We start from the raw sequence: 24,898 nt of genomic DNA, 5'->3' as shown, positions 1-24,898 counted from the left end.
TGACAGATCGCGTCAAAAGGGGGCACGCCGATGGCGCATTTTCTCACATTGGTTGATCAGAAATTTGCGAAAATGCGCCCGCAGCGTTTAATTGAGATACGACCGCTAAATTGACACGTGACATCGTTCTGCCTTTGCATCAATTTCTCGGCATCGAAATCGATCTGATTTTTTCTAAAAAAAGAAAAAAGCTGGCGCAAGACAAAATCAGGAGTAAACAAACGGAAATTATTTCCGGAATTATTTTGTCTCTTCTTTCCCGAAAACAAAGATGTTCAGAAAATTAATTTTGGCTTACAGCGAAGTTTGGAATTGCCGGCAAAATTCATTGATCCGGCAAATATTCGAACAAATCCCGACAAAATTTCACAGCCTCGACGGGGAAATCGCCAATCGCCGTCTCATCGGACAAAACCACGCCCGAGAAACCCAAATCGACCAAAAATCCCAGATGCGCAATTTCCGCGCGCGTGGCAGATGGATTGTGAGTAAAATGTTCCAGCGCCTGCCCGGCGATGAGGTACGGCTTCCCGCTCATGGCCATGATTTTCGCAAAATGGCGTTCGTAATGGTAAAGGTCAAAAACATTGGTGTTTGCTCCCAGATCGCCGCGGCAGAGCCAGGTCACATTGGCGATTGCAGAAATTTCGACCAGATTTCGTAGCGCCTCCTCGCGTTCAATTTTTGCCGTTAACGGCTTACCACCAGCAACATCGCGGAATAATTGCAATTCTTCCGCATTTTGCAAATAGGAAATCGCGTAGCCTAAAAATTTCAGTGACGAAGTCTGTTCGATGATTGTTCTGTCGCGGCCGGTCACTTCCTGAAACGAAGGCATTTTATTGACAAAAGTCACACCCTTGAATGATTGCAGTACTCCGCCGCGGCGGACAATGGCGGCAATTTCCTGATAATTGGATTTCTCAACCTCCAATTCAATTTTCCCGTCATCGATCACCATGGCGTCGCCGGGTTTGATCTCACGAAACATGGGCAAATGAGGGAAAGGGATGGCATCGTTTTTTTCGTTGTAGTCCGGAACGAACTTGATTTTTTGCCCGGCGTCGATTTTCTGCGGTTTTTGCAACACCCCCAACCGCAGTTTCGTGCCCTGTAAGTCGAGCCACACCGGCATGGAATCGCCGATTCGCTGAAAAATTTCTTCCAGACGCAACAGATATCGAGATAATTTCTCCCAGGAGAGATGCGCGCAATTCAAACGAAATCCGGTGGCGCCTCCTGCGATTAAGTCACTTATTCTATTTTCTGTCGCCGGTCCCAGAGTCGCAATAATCTGATAACTTTTCATTTCTGTTTCCGTTGCTGTTTGTACAATTCTCTGATGCGCAAAAATACTTTTTCGTATTGTCCGTCCTTAAAATCCGGAAAGCTCCACGGAAAGGGGTGATAATGACCTTTCTCGTAACGCAGCGTCGGGTCGGCGTAAATCCCCTTGTCCAGATAAATTTTTTGCCAATTGTATTTCGCCGAGGCGAGGACAATTTTATCGTAATCCAGGTAGCCCGGATCCAGGTTCACTTTTCGTTTTCCTGCTACGGCAATACTATTTTCCAATTCGTTGCAGGTCAGCTTGATTTCTGCTAATTTCGAAGGAGCAATCAGCGGCGCAAATGACCAGAAAATTCGAAAAATAGGCCACCCCATCTCCGGCTTGTAATAGTCGGACACCTCAAAGGGGAATATCCCGCTCTCAAAATCAATATCGCCGAATTTTTCGATCATGAGTTGGCGCGCGTCGTCCAGCAAATTTTCTTTTGTAAACAGCACGCCGCAAATCAATTTGGTCATTGGCGGAGGCAGTGGTTCCATATTTAATAAATTCCTGATTTCTCAATGTAAAAAATTATTTCGCAAAATTCAAACTCAACCACCACTCCAGATGGCTCAGCTCCGAGCCACTATATCTGTTTTCAAACCGCGGCACGGTCAACAGACGTACACTCAAATTTTCGCTGGGTCGGAAAGTAATTCCTGCCATCATCGTTGTTTGAATCTGCGTCCTTTTTTCCTGCGGCTCGCGGTAGCGTTCGGCAAAATTTTCTTTTCTCACTGTACTCGTGTCGGTTGTCGTTACTCGATAATCAAATTTGGCAAGAGTTTCATCGTCAATCGTCCATCTGGACATGGTGCGATTGATGCCGAAAATTAAATCCACGGCGTGCGACACGCGCCAGTTGAAAATAACAGGAATACGCACATCTGTTCGTCTGGCGCGAAAATCCCAATCCAGTTCCTTGACTTCAGTCACTGCGTTGAAAAATTCGCCGTTGGAATAGTCCGGGTTCGTATTGGAATAACTATTGTGAGAAAATCTGTCTGCCCATACGCGCTCGCTCGTTTTCGTGCGACGGTCCTGATTTTCAAGCTGCAATCCAAAATTCAGCGCTTTACTGCCGTCCATTTGCCATTGAAAAAACCAGGAAAATAAATTTCGCACCCGCGTTTTCGTCCCCGAACCTGTCCGCCGATCCTCGAGTGAGTATGAGTAAACATTATCCCAGGTGTTTTGCTCCCAAACAGAATGGTAATTGCTGTAAGAGGAATCGGAAATGTTCGCTTTCAAAGAAACATCGCCGTCCGCTTGTTCATGCAAAAAATAAAACACCGATGTCAACGAAGGCGACAATCGAAAACGGAAGTCAATACCGCCGTAATAAGTTTTTCCGTCATGTGCCCAGGATTTACTGCTTGCACCGGAGCGATTGTAAAGAGACCAATTCTCACCCTGATTGATCTGCCCCCAGGAATAATACGAGGAGTCAGACGTCCCCAGAATCTGCGAGACATCTCCCTGCAAATAGCCGATTTTGCCACCGAGGCGAATATCGTCTTTCAATTTCACAGAAAAAGCGCCGGAAAAATCCCAATGGTCGTAATTTTGCGTGCGCCATTCCCAGTCTTCCCACAGCGATGGCTCGTTGTTGCCTGGCCAGAAATTGTGAGAGCCAATTTTTCCGTCGCGATTAAAAGTCGTGCGATTGACGCGAAAGCCGAGATCTAGCCATTTTGTGAGCCCGACGGCGGAAAAGAGCGACAAAAAATGCCCTGTCTGATTCATCCTGTTTTCGCCGCGGTAACGGTCGATCACAGGCATTGAATTTTCGTCGAGATAACGGTTGCCGGAGTAATCCATGCCAATTGCCGAACGATAGATATCAAAAGGAATCGCGTAATAATCTTCATCCTGAAAAATCATGCGGTAAGTTACGCCAAAAAGCGGCTTGCTGCCCCATATTTTTATCGGACGAAGAAGCAGGGCTCCGGCGAAAAAAGGCAGCGTTTCCCGGCGCGGTTCAGAATAATAGAAAGGAAAGAAATCATTTGCATCAGCGCGCAAGGCAGCATAATCGTAAGCCGGAATAATGCCGTATCGATTATCCTGCAAATTGTGAATCGAGCGAAAATCCGCATAAACGTAAATATCTTGGCCGGAATCCTGCCACGCCCAGCTCGGATTGAGCGAGAGATTCAGCAGCGGATCGGAAAAAAGTCCGGGCGCGACACTGGCGTATGTTGACAGTCCGTAAGGTTTCAACTCCGTGGGGGTAAAAAAGAAATTCTCCTGTTCAAAAGATTTTTCCAGCACCATCTCCCCCCAGTACTGTCCAAACAAATTGCCGGAAACGCCCAGCATCAACTGAAACAAGATCAAGAGAAAAAATATGCGCGGCCTCATCTTTCCACCTTTTTCAATTAACTAAACTTTTGCGAATTTAACTGTTATCCGCCAGAGGTTGAACGAGTTTTGATAAAAATAGTTGAAAGAATAAAAACACAGAAAATATCAGGCGATGTCGGAATTAAAACCAATTTTATTTTTCGGCAAAATGATTTTGGGCAAAATAATTGATCCTGAAAATACTTTTCCCGCACAATTGTCATTTGCAAAATGACAAAACAACTTTAAAATATTGGGCGTTCACAAAAAAAAATTTATGTTCAGAGAGAATCAACGTCTTTTTTTAATTTCATAGTTCCAAAAATTATTTTGTCGGTAATTATTTTGCCATTCACACAAATACGTCCGGATTATTTTATCAAGATATATTTGAATGGAAGCGAGATATTTGAGAACCTTTTGTGGTACGTTTTTCTATCCTTCAGTATTTATGAAAAAAAAATTTTGCAAAAGTTAAGCAATAAAAAAAATTATCGATTAGCCGTTGCAATAAACTTGCCTTGATTGATCACGCCCGGGAAACCAACGAACTGCCAGACGCCTTCCATTTTTTCCTCGTTCCAGTCCGCCCGCAAAAAAACATTATTATCGACCATATTCGGATTCAAATTCAGAGAAAACACATTTTTCTCGATCTGCCCGACAAGCTCGCCGGACCCATTCTGCGGTCCGGCATTCGCATCGTTAGTTATTTTCTCAAAATGCCATTCGCCGCTGACCTTATTTTTAGCGTCCACCTTCAATTTCATCCAGCCCTGGACGACTTTCACTGCTGTGGAATCAAAAGCGCTGTAATTGAACACACGTGATTCATCGCCAGATTGAAATGGGTTAAGTTTACAAAAAACAAAAATCAAGACTGTAATTATGACTCCCAAAATCAGATAGCGTTTTGGTTTCATGGCGCACCTCCTAATTTATTCCGGCTTTCCGATTTTTCCCATGAACAGAATGTCATTGAATTTTTTTTCAGTAATCACGAATAAAAAGGGTCTGTTCACTTCCATACGATAAATTCTCGATGGACGCGCGGCCGAGAGGACCATTGTCACTCCGGTGACCGCGGCCGCTTCTGTGCCTTTTTCGTTAACCTCGATGAAAGTCTTGTGTTTCACATCGCTGATGTTTAGTTTTTCATCTTTCACCATTTTTGAAAAATCGGCCCCGGGCTGAAAAGCATTTCGCATGCCCATTTGAGACAATACGGATTTCAGGGATTTTTTGTATTTTATCTTAAATTTTGGAAAAGAGAGGGCGACAGTTTCTTTGCTTCCGGAAGCGAGCCAGCCCAGAAAAGAAGTGGTATCGACCTGTTCGACCAATGAATCCAGCGAGACATTTTCCTGCGGCAAAATCACAACCATTTCAAATTCTCCGCTACCGTAAGGCAGATGAACTACCTGCACCTTTTCATCCTCGAAATAGACAAATTTTTTCGAAGCTTTCATCATCTGGCAAGTTGTTTTGTTTCCCGACGCCGGATAAAACACCGCTTCTTCGGTCGCTCTCTCATCAAAACGATGCTGCCACATTCCTTTGAAATACACGGCGTTCAGCAAATACATCACATCCGCGGGATTCACGCGGTCGATGATATTGGAAATTTTGCCATTGGTACTTTTTTGCACCCAGCCATTGATTTCATCGACAACGCGACTGTCTTTGAAATCAGCCTCGTTAATTTCAGCATGATAAAATTTTTCCAGAGTCCGTTTAAATTTTGACCTCACGCGAAATTCGTCCCGATACCAAATGGCATTGCCAATTTTGAGTTGAACTTCCCGGTCCAGCTCCGGCAGACTATCCAGCAAAGCACGATAGTAGCGATTGATCTGTTCAGAAGAATACTTCTCCAGAGACAGCGCTTTTTTCATCGTCTGCAAGGTTTCTTTGTCCGCCCCATTCAGCGTCATGGACAAAGCAGCGGAAATGCTGATCGGAGAAATGACGACATTTTCTTCATTGGACATGGCAACCATTTTCCGCAGCAACAGCACCCCAAAAGTGTTTGTAGCGCGAGAAATATTTTTCACCGGAGCAGCCTCCACGTTTTTGTTCGTTTGAGAGCAATTAAAAACGAAAAGCAAAATGATCGTCAACAAAGCAATGGGAATTGTTTTGGTGAAGATGCGCATGGCAACCTCCTTTTGCAGAAAATATGAAAAGAAAAAGCAAGATTAAATTTGCCGAATACCAAAAAAGCTATAATATTAGACGAATTATCAACGATTAAGTTCTATTTTTTCTCCGGCAAATTTACACTAAAAAAAACCCGCCGCTTTGTTTTTCTCGAACAATCAAATAACTCGCGGCGGGGCAATTTTTTTAGGTCTTTCTACAAAATTTAAATCGCCAATAACTCATGTTGCACAAAATCACAGGATCGGCAAATAGCGACTTAATTCATAATTTGTCACTTGCGCGCGATAATTCTCCCATTCGATCTCTTTGTTGGCGATAAATTTTTCAAACAATCTCTCACCCAGTGCTTTTTTCAAAAATTCGCTCTTTTTGGCAATCTGAATGGCTTCGTACAAATCTTTGGGCAAAGTACCGACTCCTAATTCGATCCGCTCTTTTTCTGTCATTTGATAAACATTGCGATCAAGCGGTTCGACGGGTTCATAATTGTTTTTGATGCCTTCCAATCCTGCCGCCAGCATCACAGAAAATGCCAGGTACGGATTACAGGCAGGATCCGGAGAGCGAAATTCCACGCGCGTGCCGCTTTCCTTGCCCGGAGTGTAGCCGGGAACGCGAATGAGGTCTGAGCGATTTTTGTTTCCCCAGGACAAATAGACCGGCGCTTCGTAGCCGGGAACCAATCTCTTGTACGAATTTATCCACTGATTCGTCACGATAGTGAACTCCGGCGCGTGACGCAGCAGTCCCGCGATATATTTTCTCGCATCATCGGAGAGATAATAGGGTTTGTTTGCATCAAAAAAAGCATTTTTCCCGTTTTTGAACAGCGACTGATGCGTGTGCATGCCGCTTCCGTTTTGGCCGAATATCGGCTTCGGCATAAAAGTGGCATAGACTCCGTATTTCAAAGCGACTTCTTTTACAATAAGACGATAAGTCATTGAATAATCAGCCATGTGCAGCGCATCGGAGTACCGCAAATCGATTTCGTGCTGGCTGGGACCAACCTCGTGATGCGAATATTCCACACGAATACCCACCTGTTCCAACATGAGTACGGTCTCTTTTCTCAGATCGCTGGCAACGTCCAATGGCGTCAAATCAAAATAGCCGCCCTGATCGAGTACCTCGGGTTTACCAGTAGCAGATTTGAAATAAAAATATTCCAATTCCGGCCCCACGTACATGTCGTCAAACCCCATTTTTTTCATCCGCTCCAGATTATTTTTCAGCACCCAGCGCGGATCGCATTCGTAAAATTTGCCGTCAGGCGTGTAAATGTCGCAAAACACGGCAGCCATCACAGAATCTTCGGCAGATCTCTGTGGCAAAATTGTGAACGTGTTAATATCAGGCATGGCGATCATATCGCTTTCGTCGATACGAGCGAATCCTTCTATCGAGGAGCCGTCAAATCCACGCCCTTCGTCCAATGCGCTATCCAGTTCATCAATTGTGATAGCAAAACTTTTCAGAAAACCGAGAATGTCCGTGAACCAGAATCTCACGAAGCGGACTTTGTTCGCCTTTGCCACTTCAAGGACTTTCTGCTTCGTCATTTCTTCCATCATGTTTCTCCTTAAATTAAGCGGTTAGTTAGATTGGTATTTTGGCTCTTCTTTTTATCAAATTTATGCCACAATATTTGGCATCTCTTTTTCGTTCAAAGTTTAGGGTTTAAAGTTCCACCCGCATAAATTTCATGTCATCCTTAACTCGAAACTCAAAACTTAAAAAAAAAGCGAAACCATCCCTGATAAAGTCGGAATGGCTTCGCTTCAAAGAACAGGAATATGAAAAAGTTACTTGCTTTTTGTTTTTTCAGATGAACCGTAAAGTACGGAATTGAATAACAACTTAAATGTGCCGAGCGCCTGATCGCGATTTTTCACGGCGAATCCCAATAAAATACAGCGACCATTTTTAACCGGTACATCAGCGACAGCCACATTTCCCTGTAGCATCTTTTCGCCGTAAATGAATCCGCTCAATAGCAATTTCCGGCGCGGATATTTGGCGACGGCAGTGCTCGCCTGCTTGTCCTCAAAAGAGGGATGCAATTTAAAAACCGGACTGCGATTAAAAACCGCCGGCTGAATTTCTTCCATGCCATAAGCAATAGGATTTTTCGTGTCAAATTCCATGCGCAAAATCGAACCGCTACAAACAAACTTGTCGCTTTTGACGTCTTTCAACAGATTTGAAACAGGCAATTGTAAAGATTCGATCAAAAAATCGCACGACGAATTCATTCCAATAATTGTGCCGCCGTTCTCCGCAAAAGTCTTTAAATTTTCCACGCCGTTGTAACCCAGACCTCCGATGTATTCCGGCGGCATCGTGCCTAATTTGTTGCCGTTAATGATGGCGTCTTTCCACTGGCTGGGAATGATAATCACGTCAAAGCGCTGATTCAGATTTCCGGCTTTGATTTCAGCATCGTGAATATTTTGAAAATCAAATTCAAATTGCTCAAAAAGCCAGCGCGTCCAGCCTTCGTCAATATTAGCGACCCAGGATTTGTACAATCCGATGCGCGGCTTTTTGACCTGAAACATGGGCGCTGACGGCTTTTTCTTTAGAATTTTGATTTGCAGTTGCAAATTCTTTGCCAAATCTTTCATCAAATTTTTCACTATTTTGGAAGTCGGCACGATGAACATGCCGGCAGGAAAATCGGCGAATGATTTTGTGTTTCGGTACACTGTGCCGTCTTTTTTCAGAATGCGATTGATCGCCTTGTAGGAAAGATTTTGCCGCGCATCCAGCAAATAGGCATAACCGCCACCACTGGCAATTTTTCCCGGCGTCGCTTCAATCTTTTTAACTTGCTCCATTTCAACATTCAGCGGCGAATTTACTTTAATCGCTTTCACGTTCATCTGCAACGGCAAAGTCCAGCCAGCGATATCGTAGGAACGAAAAGGAGCGCCTTTGAATTTTTGCATGCGAACCAATCCCTGCCACAACTCCGGATATTTCCGCAAATCCGGATATTGCTGCTCTTCCAGCATATTTTTAGCAAAATAACCGAATGCCTGACTCGTGGGAATGATGTATGTTCCCGCCGGATAAGTCACGCCGTCCTGCGTAAAAGAGGTTTTCGCGCGATAAATTTCTATCGCCTGATCCGATAAAATGGAGAGCATTCGCTGCATGGAGCCAGGATCAATCTGTTTCTCCGGAATGATCCAGCCAAACGGCGGCTCTTTTTTAAATTTTTTGATCACATCCCGCGCCATGCGGTAGCGATCCAAAAGCAATTTTTCTTTGTAGCGAGCTGCGGTCGCCAGTACAGCTTTTGAAGCTGTCAGGCAATAGTCCACAGCATCGCTGATTCTCCACCAGCCGCCTTTCCAGGGATTGGGATAAAAAGCGGCGATGGTGAAATCCTGATACGATTCAGGAAAATCGCGCACTGTGTAAAAATGCGGCGTAGCGTAGCGATAGAGCGCGGTTTCCGTCAGAATAGAAATGACATTGTGCGCATCATTCACCTGCGTCACGTAGCCGGGATACCAGGTGTCAAACACAATTCTGGAAATTGCGCCTTCTTTATTTTCTTCATCAAATGCCATACCCATGGCTGAACCGATCAAATTCTGCCAACGCACAAGCAGCGGATGCACGTTGGGATTAGTCGGCTCTGCGTTTGGCGGAATCCAGATTCTCGCCGGAAACGGCGCGGTCTGATGATGATTGTAAACGATCTGGGGGAACCAAATATGATTGATAATTTTATTGAGATTTTGCGTCTCCATCATGTTGAGCATGTAGGAATCGCGATTATTGTCATGCCCCACGTATTTGTGGTAAAGCCAGGGAAGCGAACTCACCTCGTAAGGCGTGCCCAAATTTTGACGGTACCAATCCGCCAAAATATTCATGCCGTCAGGATTGGCAAAAACCAGTACCAGAATTGTGTTGTCCAATACATTTTTCCAATAGGGCGCCTCGGTACTGGTTAAATCGTAAGCCAACTGAAGCAAATGCTGCGCCGGCGCGCATTCTGAAGCGTGCAAGCCACCGTCGATGTACACAATCGCCTTGCCCTCGGCTGCCAGCTTTTCAGCCGCGCTGTCGTTAACTCCTTTGGCAAAAGCTAATCTGCGAGCGATATTTTTATATTTCTCCACATTTTCGATGTTGCTTTCCGAAGAAATAACAGCATAAGTCATGTCCTGACCCAGGGAGGTTTTGCCGACAGTGAACAATTTCATGCGCGGAGAGACGCCTGCCAATTGTTTGAAATATTGCATCGCCTGATGGTAATCAGCGAGATGATAATCGGCCCCGATTTTGAATTCGAGAATCGACTCCGGAGTCGGGATATTTTGAGAAAAAAGAGAAGTCAGACTAAAAAAAAAGATGGCGACAAAGAAGACAAACAGTAACGACTGTTTTCGCAAATTCATAAACTAACTCCATCAATTAAAAAATTGTTCAATTCATCTGCATATCCAGAAAAACGGACCAGGCAGAGGCCGGAAATTTTTCCAGAAAATATGACGGAACCGGCGGCAGGTTGATCACATCGCCGGCGGAAAGTTTGAAATCACGGATTTGATTTGACCGCTGAAAACTAATGATTCCGTTTCTGTGAAGCGAAAAAATATTGTGCTTAAAATTAATGACGCGGTTTTTCGACGCCACGTCCAACAAACTTCCGGTCATGGGAATCGCGTCGGAACGAGATAATTCAAAATAATTTCGCTGCGGGTCGGTTAATTCGTTAATCACCGCGACATCGCCCAAATCCATAGTTCTGGTTCGGAAACCTTTTATCGCGTACATCCCTGGGGGAACATTGGCTAATGCAAAGTATCCATTGTCATCTGTCTCCGCCCAAAAACCGACTCGTTTCTCCTGGCCGCTGTCAATTACTTTGCCAATGATCGCAACTTCGATGTTTTCGCGAACAGTCGTATTGACTTCGTGATAACCATTCACATCGAAAATCACTGATCCAATGATAAGGCATTTATTTTCAACCGGCTCGTCAATTTCAGGAAGCGTGCTGCCGCAAGAAATCCAAAAAGCTGAAAAAATCAAGAACCAGATAAAAAAACGTGTTCTCATTGTTGCCCCTCGTTTTTGTTAAATCTATGATTTTTTCATTAAAAAGCAAGAAAAAAGTTCTAATCGGGGCAAAAAATGGAATTTTTTTTTCGTGAGGACACAAAAAAAGTGACCAGACATCTGAGATTATGCTGGGGGGAGACATAATCCCGTTAATATCTGGTCACTTTGCAAAATATCTATCTCGGAAGGACATCTAAAATATACTACAATATGGAAAATTTGATGTGACGCAGCGCACTTTTTGACAAAAAATTATTTTTTTGCGCCGGACGAATTATTCTTTTGAGTGTCCACGCCAATGCAATAATAATCAAAGCCCAACTCTTTCATCTCTTGAATGTCATAAATATTTCGTCCGTCAAAAATGGCTTTATTCTTCAAGAGTTGATACATCAGTTTGAAATTCGGGTAGCGGAATTCGTGCCATTCGGTCGCTATCACGAGACAATCAGCGCCTTCCAGCGCCTTATAGGCATCGTCCACCAGTGTAATTTTATCGCCCAATCGGCGTTCGGCTTCGCTCATGGCCTGGGGGTCATAGGCCTTGATTTTGCCGCCGGCCTGCAAAAATTTGTCGATGATCGCCAACGAAGGCGCTTCCCGCATATCGTCGGTCTCCGGCTTGAAGGACAAACCCCACAGCGCAATCGTTTTTCCTTTCACATCGCCGTTAAAATAGCGATGCACTTTTCTGAAAAGTGTCGCCTTCTGGTCTTCGTTCACAGCCTCGACCGCCTGCAAAACACGGAGTTTATAATTGTGCTCAATCGCCGTTTTGATCAACGCTTTCACATCTTTCGGAAAACACGAGCCTCCGTAACCAGCGCCGGGATAGATAAATTTATTTCCGATGCGAGAATCGCTGCCAATTCCTTTGCGCACCAGATTGACGTCAGCGCCAACGATTTCACACAAATTGGCAATATCGTTCATGAAACTGATTTTCGTCGCCAGCATGGCGTTTGCCGCATATTTGGTCATTTCAGCGGATTTGATGTCCATAAAAACAATCGGATGGCCATTCAATAGAAACGGTTTGTACAAACGTTTCATGACTTCTTCCACTCGCGGCGAATCCAACCCGATAATAATGCGGTCCGGCTTCAGGAAATCGGAAACAGCAGCGCCCTCTTTCAAAAATTCCGGGTTCGACGCCACATCAAAAGACAAATCGGATTTGCGCTTGTCCAGTTCCTCCTGGACTGCGGCGCGCACTTTCTCTGCGGTCCCCACCGGAACTGTGCTTTTCGTTACGACAACGATGTAGTCTTTCATATATTTCCCAATATCGCGAGCGACATTTAAAACGTGCTTCAGGTCTGCGCTGCCGTCTTCGTCCGGAGGCGTGCCTACCGCGATGAAAGCGACTTCTGCAGCGTCCAGACTTTCCCGAATTTTTGTCGTGAATTTCAATCGTCCCTTTTCCACATTACGTTCCAAAATTTCTTCCAAGCCCGGCTCGTAAATAGGAATCTCTCCCTGATTCAATTTTTCAATTTTCATAACATCAACGTCCACGCATGTCACATCAATGCCCGTCTCAGCAAAACAAGTTCCCGTGACCAATCCCACATAACCGGTGCCAACGATGGTAATTTTCATAGATTCCTCCTACCTTACTTTTGGATTAGTTCTAATTATAATTTCCATATTCTGATTCACTGCTTTGCAGATCGCCACCAATATTCAAGCAAAGATCCAATTCGTCCATTTTATCCCGTCTTTTTTTCAATTCAAATATACATAGAACGAATTAAAAGGTTCCGAATAATCTTAAATGAATTGTTTCAGGTACTATTTACAACTCCGCATCTGAAATTGCGGAAAATGAATATTTCTGCTACGGCATAAATTTACAAAGTTTCAATTAGTTGAAATTAAAATATAATGTTCAATCTCAAAACACCGTTCAAGAATGATATGCATCATCCTTTGCTTGCTCATTGAATACGATAATTAACTATTTTCAATGTTGATGTAATTCCTTAATTTTAATTGAGTTAAACAATAACCGCAAAAATCAAACTAACAGACAAAACTGATAGCGTCCGCGATTTCACCATTGACCGCTGAATCTACAAATATTGTTCCTAAATTGTCGCATTGATTTTTTAATTTAAGATACCGGTATTCCTTAAATTTGAAGTCACAAAGAGGCAATATGAAAGAAATCAATTTTTGGAGATGATCATTTGGTCTTAAATTTGTCAACAAAATTGTTCCGGGAATTGAACGGCCTCAAAAAAATATCAAAGAAATTATTCATGTATGAATGAACCGATTGTGGTGAACCAATAAAACAGATCACACAAATAATAATATTGTTTTAGGAAAATTAAAAACGCAATCAAAAAAAACATGACTCAAATCAAACGGTCATTCAATTCTGCATGACATCGACAGCCGAATCATATTTTCCAAGGGATGAATGATATATGCGCCGTCAAATCGAAAATAAAATCTCTTTTTGAGGTAATGACTAACGCCAAATCCAAAGGTGCAAAAAAGCGGCCGATCATCAGAAAATGATGCTCCGACACCTGAACGGAGAAAAATTTTATTTAAGAAGACGCGTTCAGCTCCGAGATAGATTTTGTCTTCGAGTTCCCGGTAAAGAGACTTTTGGAAGTCCAATTCAAAATTCATGGAATGGGAATTTTTATCAGCGACACCGAAAATTAACCGCCGTGGCAGGCCTTCTTCGTATTTGCTGCTTGATGAACTATTCCATTCAATTTTATTTAACAGATTTTGAACATGAGCAGCAAAAACTATATTTTGAGAAAAATAATATTGTAAGCCAATTCCAATGCCGAAGCCAAAAGCATCCCCACTGACAGCGCCATTAGCGGGTTCGTTTTTGCCAAAAGAAGCAGAGTGTAATGTGAGAGTGATTCCTACATTTAGTCGGCGATGTCTAAAAGAAAACCTCCCTCCATAGCCAGAAATAAAAGAAATCTCCTTTAATAATTGATCCCCTGAAATAATAACACCAGCACCGATAGCATGGTTAGTTGCCGGTGAAAATGCCAGCGCGGCGAAACTGTAAGGAATGATGTTGAACAATTTAGTATATGAAAAAGTACCCTCAAAAGCAGTAATTTCTGCTATTCCCGCCGGATTCCAGAGAAGAGCACTGGCATCAGAGACCAGCGCTGAATAAGCCTTGCCCATGCCCAGGGGACGAGCGCCAAAACCAATATCTACAAAGGATGAACTAAAATTCGCCAATTCCTGCCCATTGACTTTGGCAGAAGTAATTGTCATTACCGCCAAAATAAAAATTTTAGCAAAAAAGTTCTTTTGTTTCATTTGATTAATACGACCTGTTTTAAATAATTTTTCGTTTCTTTCTGATCTTTCATTTGAATTTGAATAAGATAGCGCCCGTTTCTCGCCATGCGCCCCTGATTCGTTTTTCCGTCCCAATGAAAGGAATAAATTTTTCCTTTGTCCAAAGGCCTTTGTGTAACCAGAGCACTGACCAATTCTCCGTAAAGTGAATAAATTTTAATTGTTACAAATGGCTGCCTAATGTTCTCAGACGACACGGAAAAACTAATGGCAACTCCGGGCTGACCGTCGCCATCAGTGTCAATTTGCGGCGAAAATGGATTCGGAGTTAGTTTAATATCATGGGCACCCAAAGGCTGAGATGGAAAGAGCAGAGCAAAAAGAGCAAAACTTTCTATTTCTGCTTCGATCCTGTCCGAGTCTATTAAATGGCTACCCAATAAAATATGCCATTCGGCGCGAGACGGATCCCAAGAACCGATTTTCAACTGTCGATTTTGATAATCTGCCGGAACCGGTAATATCAGAAGCGCCGGCTTCAATAATTCAATTTCCGCAGGCTTAAAATCATAGCCCTTGCCAATGAGTATATGGGAACGCGTGGCGCCTTTTATTGATTGCAGAGGTGAAATGTCAAATTTTAATTGAAAAGAAGAAGGCGCTGCGCCTTCCGGAAAAATTAGTTCCATTCCTTCATCGTCATGCAATTGATAGGCTTGATTGGGATTTATATCAGCATAAATAAAAAGATTCACCGTATCACTAATCGCGAAATTAGGCTCGATTAAGATCAAAGACGCTGGCCCCAAATATGAACTGTCAGGATAGACTATGCCGTCAGTGACAGCCCCTGCCAATTCCGGAAATAATTGCCACTGCAGGGCTTCAAGCTGATCAATTGTTTCGCCGCTGTCAGATAAGGCAATAAATGAAAATTGCGTCGGATGACCATTGGGAATGGAAAATGACTCTCCTGTTATTTGGATTGATTCCAATTGAAAAGGTTTTAACTGAAACTTAATGTTTTTCTCTTCGTCCGGTGCCAAATTGACATTAATCTGTCTGGGTGTTGTCAGAAAACCTGATTTTTGTGCGACCACTAAGTAGGAATCTGCTTTCAAGCTATCCACTCGAAAATGACCATTGATGTCTGTTCTGGTTGTCCTGAATAGTTGTCCGCTACTTTGGTAGTAAATACTTATTGTCACATCGGAAATTGGCTCATTTTGAGGATTTTCCGTCAGGCCTGAAATTGTTCCATACTTCCAGTCCAACACAATCGTCATTGTTGTGTCTCTGTCTCCGATGAAAATATTCTCCATCGTTTTATTGTCAAATCCATATTTAGTTATCGTCAATTGATACGGAAAACGGCGGTCTAAATATTTGATTTGAAATTCTCCATTTTGGTCACTATTGACCGATACTATAAATCCGCGATGATTATTTACTGACAAAACAGCCTGTTCGATGGGTTCTTGATTAATATCTTTTACAAATCCTGAAATCTCCCCATCTTGAGCCATTAAAAACAGCTCTATCTCCTGATAGCTCGGATAAATCCCATTCAGGGTATCAGAAGGAGAGAAATCAGCTTTTATGGCGGCAACCCGATATTGTTTTTCAAACGCCAGATCAGAAAGCTCAAAATAGCCGGATGAATCTGACTGCGATTCTGAAACAATTTGATTTTCCAGGTCCAATGCATAGACTTGTGCGCCGCTTATCGTTTCATCGGGGAATCGTTTGTTTTTCGTATAACCGACAATTTTATTTGCCGGCTCAACAACAGTCACAGAGCCATTGGCAGCTCTGGCGACAGGTACGTTGTTATTGATGCGGAAGTCATTTATTTTCAAATCAGATTTCGAACCCGTGGCTGCATCTTCTTTCACATAAAAATTGAATTTTAGCAGAATCCCGGCTCCTGTGACTGGCTCTGCCCCTGAATGAGATATTTGCAGACTGTCTCCGCTGCCGGAATATGTTATCGGCGACCAATTCTTTGTCAGCGTGTTTTTTGTTTCAATTTTATCCAGGCCCAAAATATTTTCGTCAAAGCTGAATACAAAAGAATAAGAAGTGATCTCAATTGGCGTCGGGTCAGAAATTTTGAGAGCGACTTCGAACTGAGACGTTGGCAGAACTGAAGTGTCCGGCAAAGATACTTCAATATCAGCGGAATCTTGTTTAGCAAAATAAACCTTGCCATTTTTTGTCTCTACCGATGCCGCGCTGCTCTGGAAGTTTGCCTGCGTGATGTTTAGTTCTGTACTGTCCCCAACAATGGCGGCTGACGCCAGGTTAAATTTTAGCCAAAAAAGAACGCCGCTTCCTTGCAGGTCACTCAAGCCGGAATTAGAATAGACAATTTTTTGATCATTGCTTGAAAAAGTACCATTGCTCCACTCCGACGTCAAACTGCTATCAATGGAAATCCCCAGAGGCATCAGATTTTGAACATCATAGCGAATTTCCAGAGAATACTGTCTGATTTCAAGATCTGTCACATCAGAAACAAAAACAGGAAGCTCAAAATCTGAACCAATGGCTATTGAAGTATCAGGAATAGACACAAAAAGAATTTGTTCAGCCGTGTGAAGGGTCAGAATCTCGCTGGTTGTTGGGCCATTATTCAGAGAATCGAATGCCTGTACCTGATAATAATAGGTTTGATTTGGGATTAAGTTTTCAATTGTAATAAAATGCAGCGTATCGGTTTCAGAAATCGTCAGAATTGTCCCCATTGTAGAATCTTGACCGTAATTTAAAGTCAGTGTTGTCGGTTCGTCAGTCTGCACTTTGATTACAACAGATTTTGGATGAATTTCTGTCACAGTCGGAGAGTCGATAAACTTCGGAGGTGAAAAATCGAGACAGCGAATTGATCCGTTTCGGACTGAAGCAGGTGGCACGCCATCGTTGAAAACAAAAGATGCAAAACGAAGCGGAAGCCGCTGTTCATGGTGAGCCTGCTGTTTAATTACAAATTGAAGTTTTAAAAGAATCCCAGTTTGCAAAATAGCCTGTCCTGCCGAATGAGAAATTATCAGAGAATCCCTCTTCACAATTTTTGTCGGATTTTGCCAGGATTCAGTTAATGAGCCGGTTTGATTGGTGTTCAGAAATTCTAAAAAGTTTGAATTATAAACTAATTTGAATTCATAATTATTAATGGGAATTGTTGGCGACGTGGTTAATAAAATTGGATACAAAACTGTGTCACCAATGGCAAAAGCTGTATCCGGCAATACGACTTCAACCTCATTGCCGCTGGTAGTTGAAAATTCTAACAAATTACCCCACACAGGCCCGTTTCCGCTGGTATCTGTGATCCCAACTTTTAGCTGGTAAGTTGTAATGGGCGATAACCCTGTCAGCGTATAGTTTGTCTCCGTTGCAGGAGTTAAAATTTTTATTGTATCCGGACTAAAACCGACCTTATTATAAACAATAACTCCCGTGGTTAACTCATCAGTTTGCCAGTTGATATGCGCTGACATGGCATGAATTTGACTGATAATAGGCTCAGTCACAAAAACAGGAAGGGTTCTGTCAATTAACCGAAAAATACCGTTAGTAATTGAAATATTAGACGAATCGCCATTGACAAATAAGTGCCTCATTTCAATTGCACTTGTGGAACCGAAAGGAGCAGATTTGCTGAGAAATTGAAATTTGAGCAACTCACCATCATGCATAACTGGTTGAAATCCCTGAAGATGAAAATGAATTTTCCCATTATTTATTACCTGAAATTCTTTGCTCCAAGCAGACGCTTCCGCTGAAGTAATCACAGCGTCTTTAAATTCCAACACCTCCCCACTAAAAATCAAATCAAAATCCAATGAAAAAATCGGACGGGCGCTGCTACCGGCTTGGCTCAGCGCAATCAAAATATCCTGATTGCGGTCTGCTTCTGCTCTTCCTACTGAAAAGGAAAGTTGGTTTATCGATGAAGTCGTAAATTGATAAATTTGATCAGACATCCAACCGTTACCGGATGAATCAGTTGAAGCAATGCGGTAGCTATAAGTCGTATGCGGCGCAAGGCCATCCAATAGAACCGCATGATATTTTTGTACGGTCTCGTTTAAAATAATATTTTCATCCGCGGACTGAATTCCCCAAAGAACGCGGGAATTGGCAGGCTCATCTGTTTGCCAGGCAATAATGGTAGAATTAGGCTGGATGTCCATCACCACGGGACCGACGAGCAATCTTGGCGGAATATTATCTTTTACTTTTATTGTTCCGAAATTTAGCGAAGATAAAGGCGTACCTTCATTGAAAACAAAACTGTTAAAGCGAATAATTGCAATATCATTTGGCCTGGCAGAGTTGGAAACCTGAAATTTTAATTTGACAAGATCTCCTTCGTTCTGCAAAGCCTGAATACCTCCCATGGCGACGATGAGCTCTCCCTGGAATATTGTGTAAACCGGATTCCCCCAAGAAGAAGTCAGACAACCAGCGCTGCTCGCCGATATTGCGGATAATTTTGTCTCATCGTAATCAATATCGATGTCGCACGAATAGACTTCCAGTCCGGTAAGATTTGTTGTATGAATCGGAATCTCAATTACAGCACCGGCATTTGCGGAACGAATCGGAATCGATACAGCGACACTGTTTCCAGAAAGAGTTGAAAAAGTGCTGTCCGCTGAAAACAGAGAAATATTGTCTGCCAGGTCTCGGTTTCGTACATGATAATGATATTGGAAATTTGGTTGCAGATTCGTTAAAATAATTTGATGGAGAGTATCCAACTCACTGGAAATTTTAGTGTTACCGTAAGTTCCCGTAGCTCCGTATTCAATTTCAGCATAAGATAATTCATCGGTGCGCCAGTAAATGCGCGCTGAACTATTGGTTATTTTATCGACATAAGGTCCCCACGTGATCTGCGGCGGCAATATGTCCGCTGCGCCTATGATATTTATGGTAGAATTGTAAGCATTTACTGCGGGCCACCCCTGATCATAACGAAAATTGAGTAATGCAATTTCCGCTGTTTGGTTGGTTTGATTCGAATCTTTTATTTTAAATTCCAGCAGGATCAATTCTCCTGCTCCAGAAATGGCATAAGAGCCATTAGCATTAATAGAAATGTAACCAGCGGTAGAATCTACCTGAATCGGATTCCAGGTCGAAATTAGCGTGTTTTCCTGTTTAATGTCCATTAATTTCATTTTTTTCGAGTCATACCCTATGAGCGCGCTCCAGGTTTTGACCGAATAATCGGCGATATTTGAGGTTAGCAAAGGAATCCACATCGTCGTTCCGGCATGAACAGTTGTATCAGGAAATCCGACTGAGACATCAGATGCTGAGGTCACAAATATCGCATCATCGCTCCAATTGGGCCCATTGCCGCTGCTATCTTTGCCACCCACCCTGAAATGATAAGTTACTCCCGGATTCAAATGATACAAAGTAATTTCATGATTCGTGACAAATGTCTGTTTTTGCTGTGAATAGGAATAAGATCCCGACAGGCCATACTGAATGAGACTGGTTGCAGGTTCGTTTGTCTGCCAACGAATTGTAGCGGAATTACTGCTAATGTCATTTATTTCTGGGCCGCTTACAATCTGTGGCGGGAGACGATCTTCAACAGTAAGCGAGCCGTCATTGGTAACTAATCTGATTTGACCGTCGTTCAAAGCGACGTTGTTGAAACGAATTTCTGATGGCTGGCTTAAAACTGCGGTAACCGGAATTTTTCCGCTGATAAAAAACAGCGTACCTCCCCCTTGCAAAGATGTAGTGTATTCGGCCGACAAAATCAACTTATTTGTTTGTATTGTAATCTGCGGCAAAGGCCTGTTTGCTAATACGGTGTTCGAAATATTAATGCCGAAAACCTGCAATTGATTTTGATCAAAAAGGATCTCCATTTTTATTTTCTGAACATTCAAGTCGGTGAAATCAGGGATGAAAACCGGAATCATCACATCAGTGCCAGGATCGGCAGTCACATCAGGAAGAGTCAGCGAAACTTCTCTGGATGTAAATGTATATCCGGAAAAAACAGACGGCCCATTATTCAGGGAATCTGTCAATTGAATCTGGTAATAATATTTTGTTGTTTCCCGCAAATCCGTTAAATTTAATATGTGCGAAGACGTGAAATTTGTATCTGAGACACCCTGTCCATAAAAAATATTTTCTCCATAAAGCACGACAGCGGAAGAAGGCTCATCCGTTTCAAAGTGGATTTTGACATTAAAATAATTTTTTTCGATAATCGTCGGGCCGCTTACGATCGTAGGCGGGTTAAGATCACCGGAGACAGTGAACCTTCCGTTTTGCGTAATTGCCTGCGGCTGGCCGTCATTAAATTTAAAATTTAAAAACAAGAGTTCTGTGCTGTCACCAAAAGAAGCAGTCTCTGAAACATGGAATTTAATACGAACCAATTTCCCCCCTCCTGATAAGGGGTCGATACCTGCCAATGATACGATTACGTTTCCTGATGAAATATTGATGGTCGGATTTCCCCACGGCGCAGATATTGCGCCAGCACTACTTACTTCCAAGGCTTGCAACAAGTTGCCGTCGAATGCCAAAGCAAAGTCAACCGAGAAAACCTCTAGGCCCGTCAGATCGCTCACCTGAATATCCAGATTCACATCTTTGCCCGCCGGCGCGCTGATATCGGGAATCGTCACAGTCGACGTTTGACCCAGTAGATTATTCGAAAATAAAAGCAATCCTAAAAATAGAATGGTAATTTTTAATTTTTTCATAATGATGAGGCTAATTTCCTTCGAATCCGTAATACCCGTTAGAATGAATTTGCTTAATTTTATTTGAAAATTTCATTTGCAACGGAGGTGAAACATCTTTTTCTCTTCCAATCAATTTTAGACATCAACAATTAACGAAATGGCAAAACCTGTAATGACAAATGCATCGGGATGGTCAACCGCTGAGATTGTACTCATTAAGCGCTAAATTTTCCAATTTAAATTTATCGCATGATATTTTATTCACACTATCGTACAAGTACCATTTTTTTTAACTCATGATATTGAGCATACTTGACAAGGACAAAATACAATCCGCTGCACAAATTATAGTTATGTGCTGGATTTTCAGGCCATTGGAATCGATAAAACCCGGGTTGAAGTTCGCGATCAACTATTGTCCCAACCTTTTGACCGAGCAAATTATATATTTCCACTCGCAACTTTGATGACCTTTCATGAGAAAGTTTAGGTAACCAAATTTCAAAAACGGTTGTGCTATTAAAAGGATTGGGATAATTTTGTGATACATAAAACCGGTCGGGAATATTTGTTTTTCTCTCAATGGATATGGGAAATGCGCCTTCGTCAAATTCAAGCTGTAAGTCAAATAATTCATCTGGATTTTTAATCTTTTCAGAAGCTTTAGAATGGAAATCGACACTAAACAATGTATCAGCACCAGAAAAACTGATTTTTTCTGGTGCAGCGAACGCAAAAAACAATCTCCCGTTTTGATGATTCCATTCGTAATGCATTTGCCGGAGCGCTTTAGCCGGATGCATGTCAATTGGTTCGTACAGACTGGCAGGATATGTCAAGATTGCATCCAATGAATAAAACTGTGGCGATTCAGAAATGAAAACTATAAGACGTCTTGTATCACTATTCAGTTTTTTCAACTCATATCGTACAAAAGCTTTTTCCCGACCAGCGGATTTTTCTTTTGTGATCTTCATTGAATCCTGAACCGGGAATCTGTTAATCAAACCAACAGTATAGCGGAAAATGAGTGACGCGTCAAAAGAACTAATCTTTTTGTTCCCGCTTACATCGGCTGCGAGAGAGTCCCTGGGAAAGGTCGTAAAATAGGGTGTAATATTCTTTCTAGCTGAAATGCGCAAAACCAATGATCCGTCAAAAGAACTGACTTCCTGATTATTGCTCAGATCACCAAACAATGACGCGACAAAATTTTGCTCCGTCGTTTTCGATTCTGTAAGCGGGGCGTAGCGGCGATACGGTGGTATGAAAAAATAAGAGTCCCTAGCAGGTTTTAGAGAATAGTCGAATTGAGTTTCAAGCTGCTGAATCATGTAACTGCCGTTCAAATTGGTCTGCGTTTCTTTGCTTTGTTTTCCGAAAAGTTTTACCAATACGCCGGGCAGAGGGAAACGATTATCCACTGAAACATTACCTGATATTTCGGCAATTTCTTCAGGTTTGAACGGCAACTCTATATTTCTGATTAAAACCTGAGCATTTTGCAATGAAAGCTGCTGTTGTACGACGGCGTATCCCAATTTGTCTGCTTGTAGTTGGTAACTTCCGTCCGGCAAATTCAGGCGATACTCTCCGGCATAATCAGAATAATCTTTCAGCGTATCGCTTCCCTGAAAGGCAAGTACAGTCGCTCGGTTTATTGGTGTTCCGTTCGGATCAGTTATTTTCCCGGTGACAGTACCATATTTGTTCAGAACAAAGTTCAATGTTGTTGTCTGGCTTTGACTGATTGTTGCATTAATGGATTGATTTTCATAACCCTCTTTATAAACTGAAAATGCCAAATCGCCGGGGCTCAACTGTAAAGTATAATTTCCATTGTAATCAGAAATAGCTTGCTGACTGCGCTGTTGACAAATTATGAGCGCCTGACTTATTTTGTTGTTCTGCGAATCGATGATCTGCCCTTTGACGATTCCGTAATTTGCAGCAAGAATGATTTCAATTCCCTGAAGCACTTGATTTGCTTGCACAGCAATATCCGGATAACTGCCGGTCAGATAGCCTTCTTTGGCAGCCACTAATTTCCAGAGACCTGGTGCAACGGAAAATGAAAAATCGCCGCTGAGGTCAGAGTAGGCTTTTAGCGAATCATTTCCCTGAATTGCCATGACCCGTGCAAAAGGGATGGGGCGATTGCCACTACTAATTCTGCCCTTAATAGTCGCTGCTCCGGGCAATAATTCTATATTATAATTCGTCAAAGATTGCCCCGGACTTAATGTAATCTGAGGAAAATTATCTTGATAATAACCAGTTTTTTTTACAAAAAGCTGATGTGTACCAGGAGCTAGTTTTAAATCATAATATCCGTCAATCCTTGACGTGTCGTAGGCAATTCCGTTGGTGACAATTGCGTTAAACAACGGCAAACCATGAGAAAGAATCTTTCCGGTTACTTCGGATAAAGCAGGAGACATTTTTATGACTAAATCACTAATATTTTGGTCAGGCTCAAGTGATAAATGTTGCGGCAAAGGATCAATATACCCCTCATGATGAAAATATAATTGATACAAGTCAGCCATCAAATCAATTGAAAAATGACCTTTATCATTGCTCTGCGTTTTAAAAGTATTGCCTTGAGAAGAAATTGCTGTAATTTCAACATCGGCGATTCCTTTATCCCCGTCAGTAATTAGCCCGCTGAGCGATGCTGCGTTTGAATGAATTATTAAATCAGGCGATAAGGTGATGGTCTGATTTTCATTAACCGAAATAATTCGCGGATTTTCCTGACTGTAGCCAGGCTTTTGGGCAACAACATCCCATGAGCCGCTACCAATTGCCAATTGAAAAGCGCCATTCATGTCTGTAAGAGTTGATAGCTGAATTTTATCCCTATTAGCTTCGACCTTCACTCCAAAGATTGGGACTCCGTTTTGATTGGTAACTTTTCCGAGAATTCGGCTCGTGTTTTCCTTTAATCTCAATGGCGCTGCTAAAGATATTTCCGATTGCGATGTGAGATCAATTTGTACAGTATCGGCGGGCAAATACCCTGATTTTGCAGCAAAAAGGCCATAAATTGAACCAGATAACGGAAATTGAAATCGTCCTGGGACATCACTCACCATCGTTGTTTTATGACGCGAATTCAGCAAATCGATTGCAACTATGCGGGCATGCGAAACAGGCTCATTGTTTTGATCCACGACAGAGCCAGTAACAGTACGTGTGAGCAGTCTTAAATAAATTCTTGCTTCAGAAGATTGGTTTACTTCAACCTCGGCAGTCAGTACCGTATCCCGAAAACCAAATTTGGAAAAGGAAAGCTGATAGCTCCCGGGCTGTAATTCCAGTTCCAGGGTTCCTGAATCGGTAGTTGAAAAATCTACAGTTTCGCCATTGCCCTGAATTGGAATCACCTTTACGGCAACTCGGGACAAGTTATTTCCAAACTCTGTTAAAGTGAGAACATTTAATTTTCCGGAAGGAACCGAGTAAGTAAAATTCCGACGTTCACTCACAACGCCCTTGCCCGCTTCATTCAGAGCAATTACATGCCACTCAAAGTATCCATTTCTCAGCACAGTGCGAGCAGGAAAAAATAATCTATTTGCTGAAGTGATCACTTGCCAGACAAGCAAAGTCGATGTTGATCCCCTTTCCTCAATTTGTTCAAAAAGTTCAAATTGATAAGATTGGGCATTAGCCACTGGCTGCCAGGAAAACTCAATTTCTTCGTTTGAAAGCGTAGCGCCCTGGGGGGGAGAGATTAACGCCGGAGGCGTCAAATTTACGGAAATATTTACGGTAAAACCCTGCACACCGGATTGAATAATTGAACTTAAATTCGGTGTGCCGCCATAATTATTCAAAATAATCCAGTTATAGGTTTTAGAATTAAGCAAGGGCGGAACGATACCATTGCTCTGATCGAAATAGCCGGACGGGTCGGGTTCGCCATAAGTTATTTCCG

Annotated in this window: 11 protein-coding genes; all 11 read right to left on the bottom strand. The window is 42.5% G+C overall.

The annotated features are described in order from the left end of the window. Positions 1-325 precede the first annotated feature (325 nt). The 11 genes from GXO74_12330 to GXO74_12280 all read right to left on the bottom strand — a co-directional run bounded on the left by GXO74_12330 (position 326) and on the right by GXO74_12280 (position 24,635). On the bottom strand, positions 326-1,309 hold the full coding sequence (locus tag GXO74_12330) for a hypothetical protein (protein NOZ62455.1): 984 nt from the start codon (positions 1,307-1,309) through the stop codon (positions 326-328). Beyond that, positions 1,306-1,830, bottom strand: a complete 525-nt coding sequence (locus GXO74_12325; protein ID NOZ62454.1) for a DUF4416 family protein — start codon at positions 1,828-1,830, stop codon at positions 1,306-1,308. The genes GXO74_12330 and GXO74_12325 overlap by 4 nt, the downstream gene beginning before the upstream one ends. A gap of 34 nt (positions 1,831-1,864) precedes the next feature. Further along, complete coding sequence (locus GXO74_12320) at positions 1,865-3,697, bottom strand: hypothetical protein (GenBank protein ID NOZ62453.1); 1,833 nt, start codon at positions 3,695-3,697, stop codon at positions 1,865-1,867. 473 nt (positions 3,698-4,170) lie between these two features. Continuing rightward, on the bottom strand, positions 4,171-4,602 hold the full coding sequence (locus tag GXO74_12315; GenBank protein NOZ62452.1) for a hypothetical protein: 432 nt from the start codon (positions 4,600-4,602) through the stop codon (positions 4,171-4,173). Between the two features lie 15 nt (positions 4,603-4,617). Continuing rightward, a complete protein-coding gene (locus GXO74_12310; GenBank protein NOZ62451.1) occupies positions 4,618-5,835 on the bottom strand; it encodes a serpin family protein in 1,218 nt (405 codons plus the stop codon). 240 nt (positions 5,836-6,075) lie between these two features. Further along, complete coding sequence (locus tag GXO74_12305; GenBank protein ID NOZ62450.1) at positions 6,076-7,416, bottom strand: glutamine synthetase; 1,341 nt, start codon at positions 7,414-7,416, stop codon at positions 6,076-6,078. A gap of 231 nt (positions 7,417-7,647) precedes the next feature. Beyond that, positions 7,648-10,260, bottom strand: coding sequence for a hypothetical protein (locus tag GXO74_12300; GenBank protein NOZ62449.1), 2,613 nt, complete (start codon positions 10,258-10,260; stop codon positions 7,648-7,650). Between the two features lie 28 nt (positions 10,261-10,288). Beyond that, positions 10,289-10,924: a carboxypeptidase regulatory-like domain-containing protein gene (locus GXO74_12295; protein ID NOZ62448.1), complete on the bottom strand. Its 636-nt coding sequence runs from the start codon at positions 10,922-10,924 to the stop codon at positions 10,289-10,291. A gap of 255 nt (positions 10,925-11,179) precedes the next feature. Next, entirely contained in the window at positions 11,180-12,529 is a 1,350-nt protein-coding gene (locus GXO74_12290) for a UDP-glucose/GDP-mannose dehydrogenase family protein (GenBank protein ID NOZ62447.1), read from the bottom strand. A gap of 1,706 nt (positions 12,530-14,235) precedes the next feature. Continuing rightward, the gene (locus GXO74_12285; GenBank protein NOZ62446.1) at positions 14,236-20,973 is read right to left on the bottom strand and encodes a hypothetical protein; all 6,738 of its coding nucleotides are present in this window, start codon (positions 20,971-20,973) and stop codon (positions 14,236-14,238) included. A 248-nt stretch (positions 20,974-21,221) separates the two neighbouring features. Then, positions 21,222-24,635, bottom strand: coding sequence for a T9SS type A sorting domain-containing protein (locus GXO74_12280; GenBank protein NOZ62445.1), 3,414 nt, complete (start codon positions 24,633-24,635; stop codon positions 21,222-21,224). Positions 24,636-24,898 lie beyond the last annotated feature (263 nt).

The sequence above is a fragment of the Calditrichota bacterium genome, from assembly GCA_013152715.1.
Taxonomy (GTDB): domain Bacteria; phylum Zhuqueibacterota; class Zhuqueibacteria; order Thermofontimicrobiales; family Thermofontimicrobiaceae; genus 4484-87.
This window is presented reverse-complemented; position numbering and strand designations above follow the sequence as displayed.

Bases quoted from the DNA above. Each gene is read 5' to 3' on its own strand.
- GXO74_12330 (NOZ62455.1), bottom strand. From the start codon at position 1,309: ATGAAAAGTTATCAGATTATTGCGACTCTGGGACCGGCGACAGAAAAT.
- GXO74_12325 (NOZ62454.1), bottom strand. From the start codon at position 1,830: ATGGAACCACTGCCTCCGCCAATGACCAAATTGATTTGCGGCGTGCTG.
- GXO74_12320 (NOZ62453.1), bottom strand. From the start codon at position 3,697: ATGAGGCCGCGCATATTTTTTCTCTTGATCTTGTTTCAGTTGATGCTG.
- GXO74_12315 (NOZ62452.1), bottom strand. From the start codon at position 4,602: ATGAAACCAAAACGCTATCTGATTTTGGGAGTCATAATTACAGTCTTG.
- GXO74_12310 (NOZ62451.1), bottom strand. From the start codon at position 5,835: ATGCGCATCTTCACCAAAACAATTCCCATTGCTTTGTTGACGATCATT.
- GXO74_12305 (NOZ62450.1), bottom strand. From the start codon at position 7,416: ATGATGGAAGAAATGACGAAGCAGAAAGTCCTTGAAGTGGCAAAGGCG.
- GXO74_12300 (NOZ62449.1), bottom strand. From the start codon at position 10,260: ATGAATTTGCGAAAACAGTCGTTACTGTTTGTCTTCTTTGTCGCCATC.
- GXO74_12295 (NOZ62448.1), bottom strand. From the start codon at position 10,924: ATGAGAACACGTTTTTTTATCTGGTTCTTGATTTTTTCAGCTTTTTGG.
- GXO74_12290 (NOZ62447.1), bottom strand. From the start codon at position 12,529: ATGAAAATTACCATCGTTGGCACCGGTTATGTGGGATTGGTCACGGGA.
- GXO74_12285 (NOZ62446.1), bottom strand. From the start codon at position 20,973: ATGAAAAAATTAAAAATTACCATTCTATTTTTAGGATTGCTTTTATTT.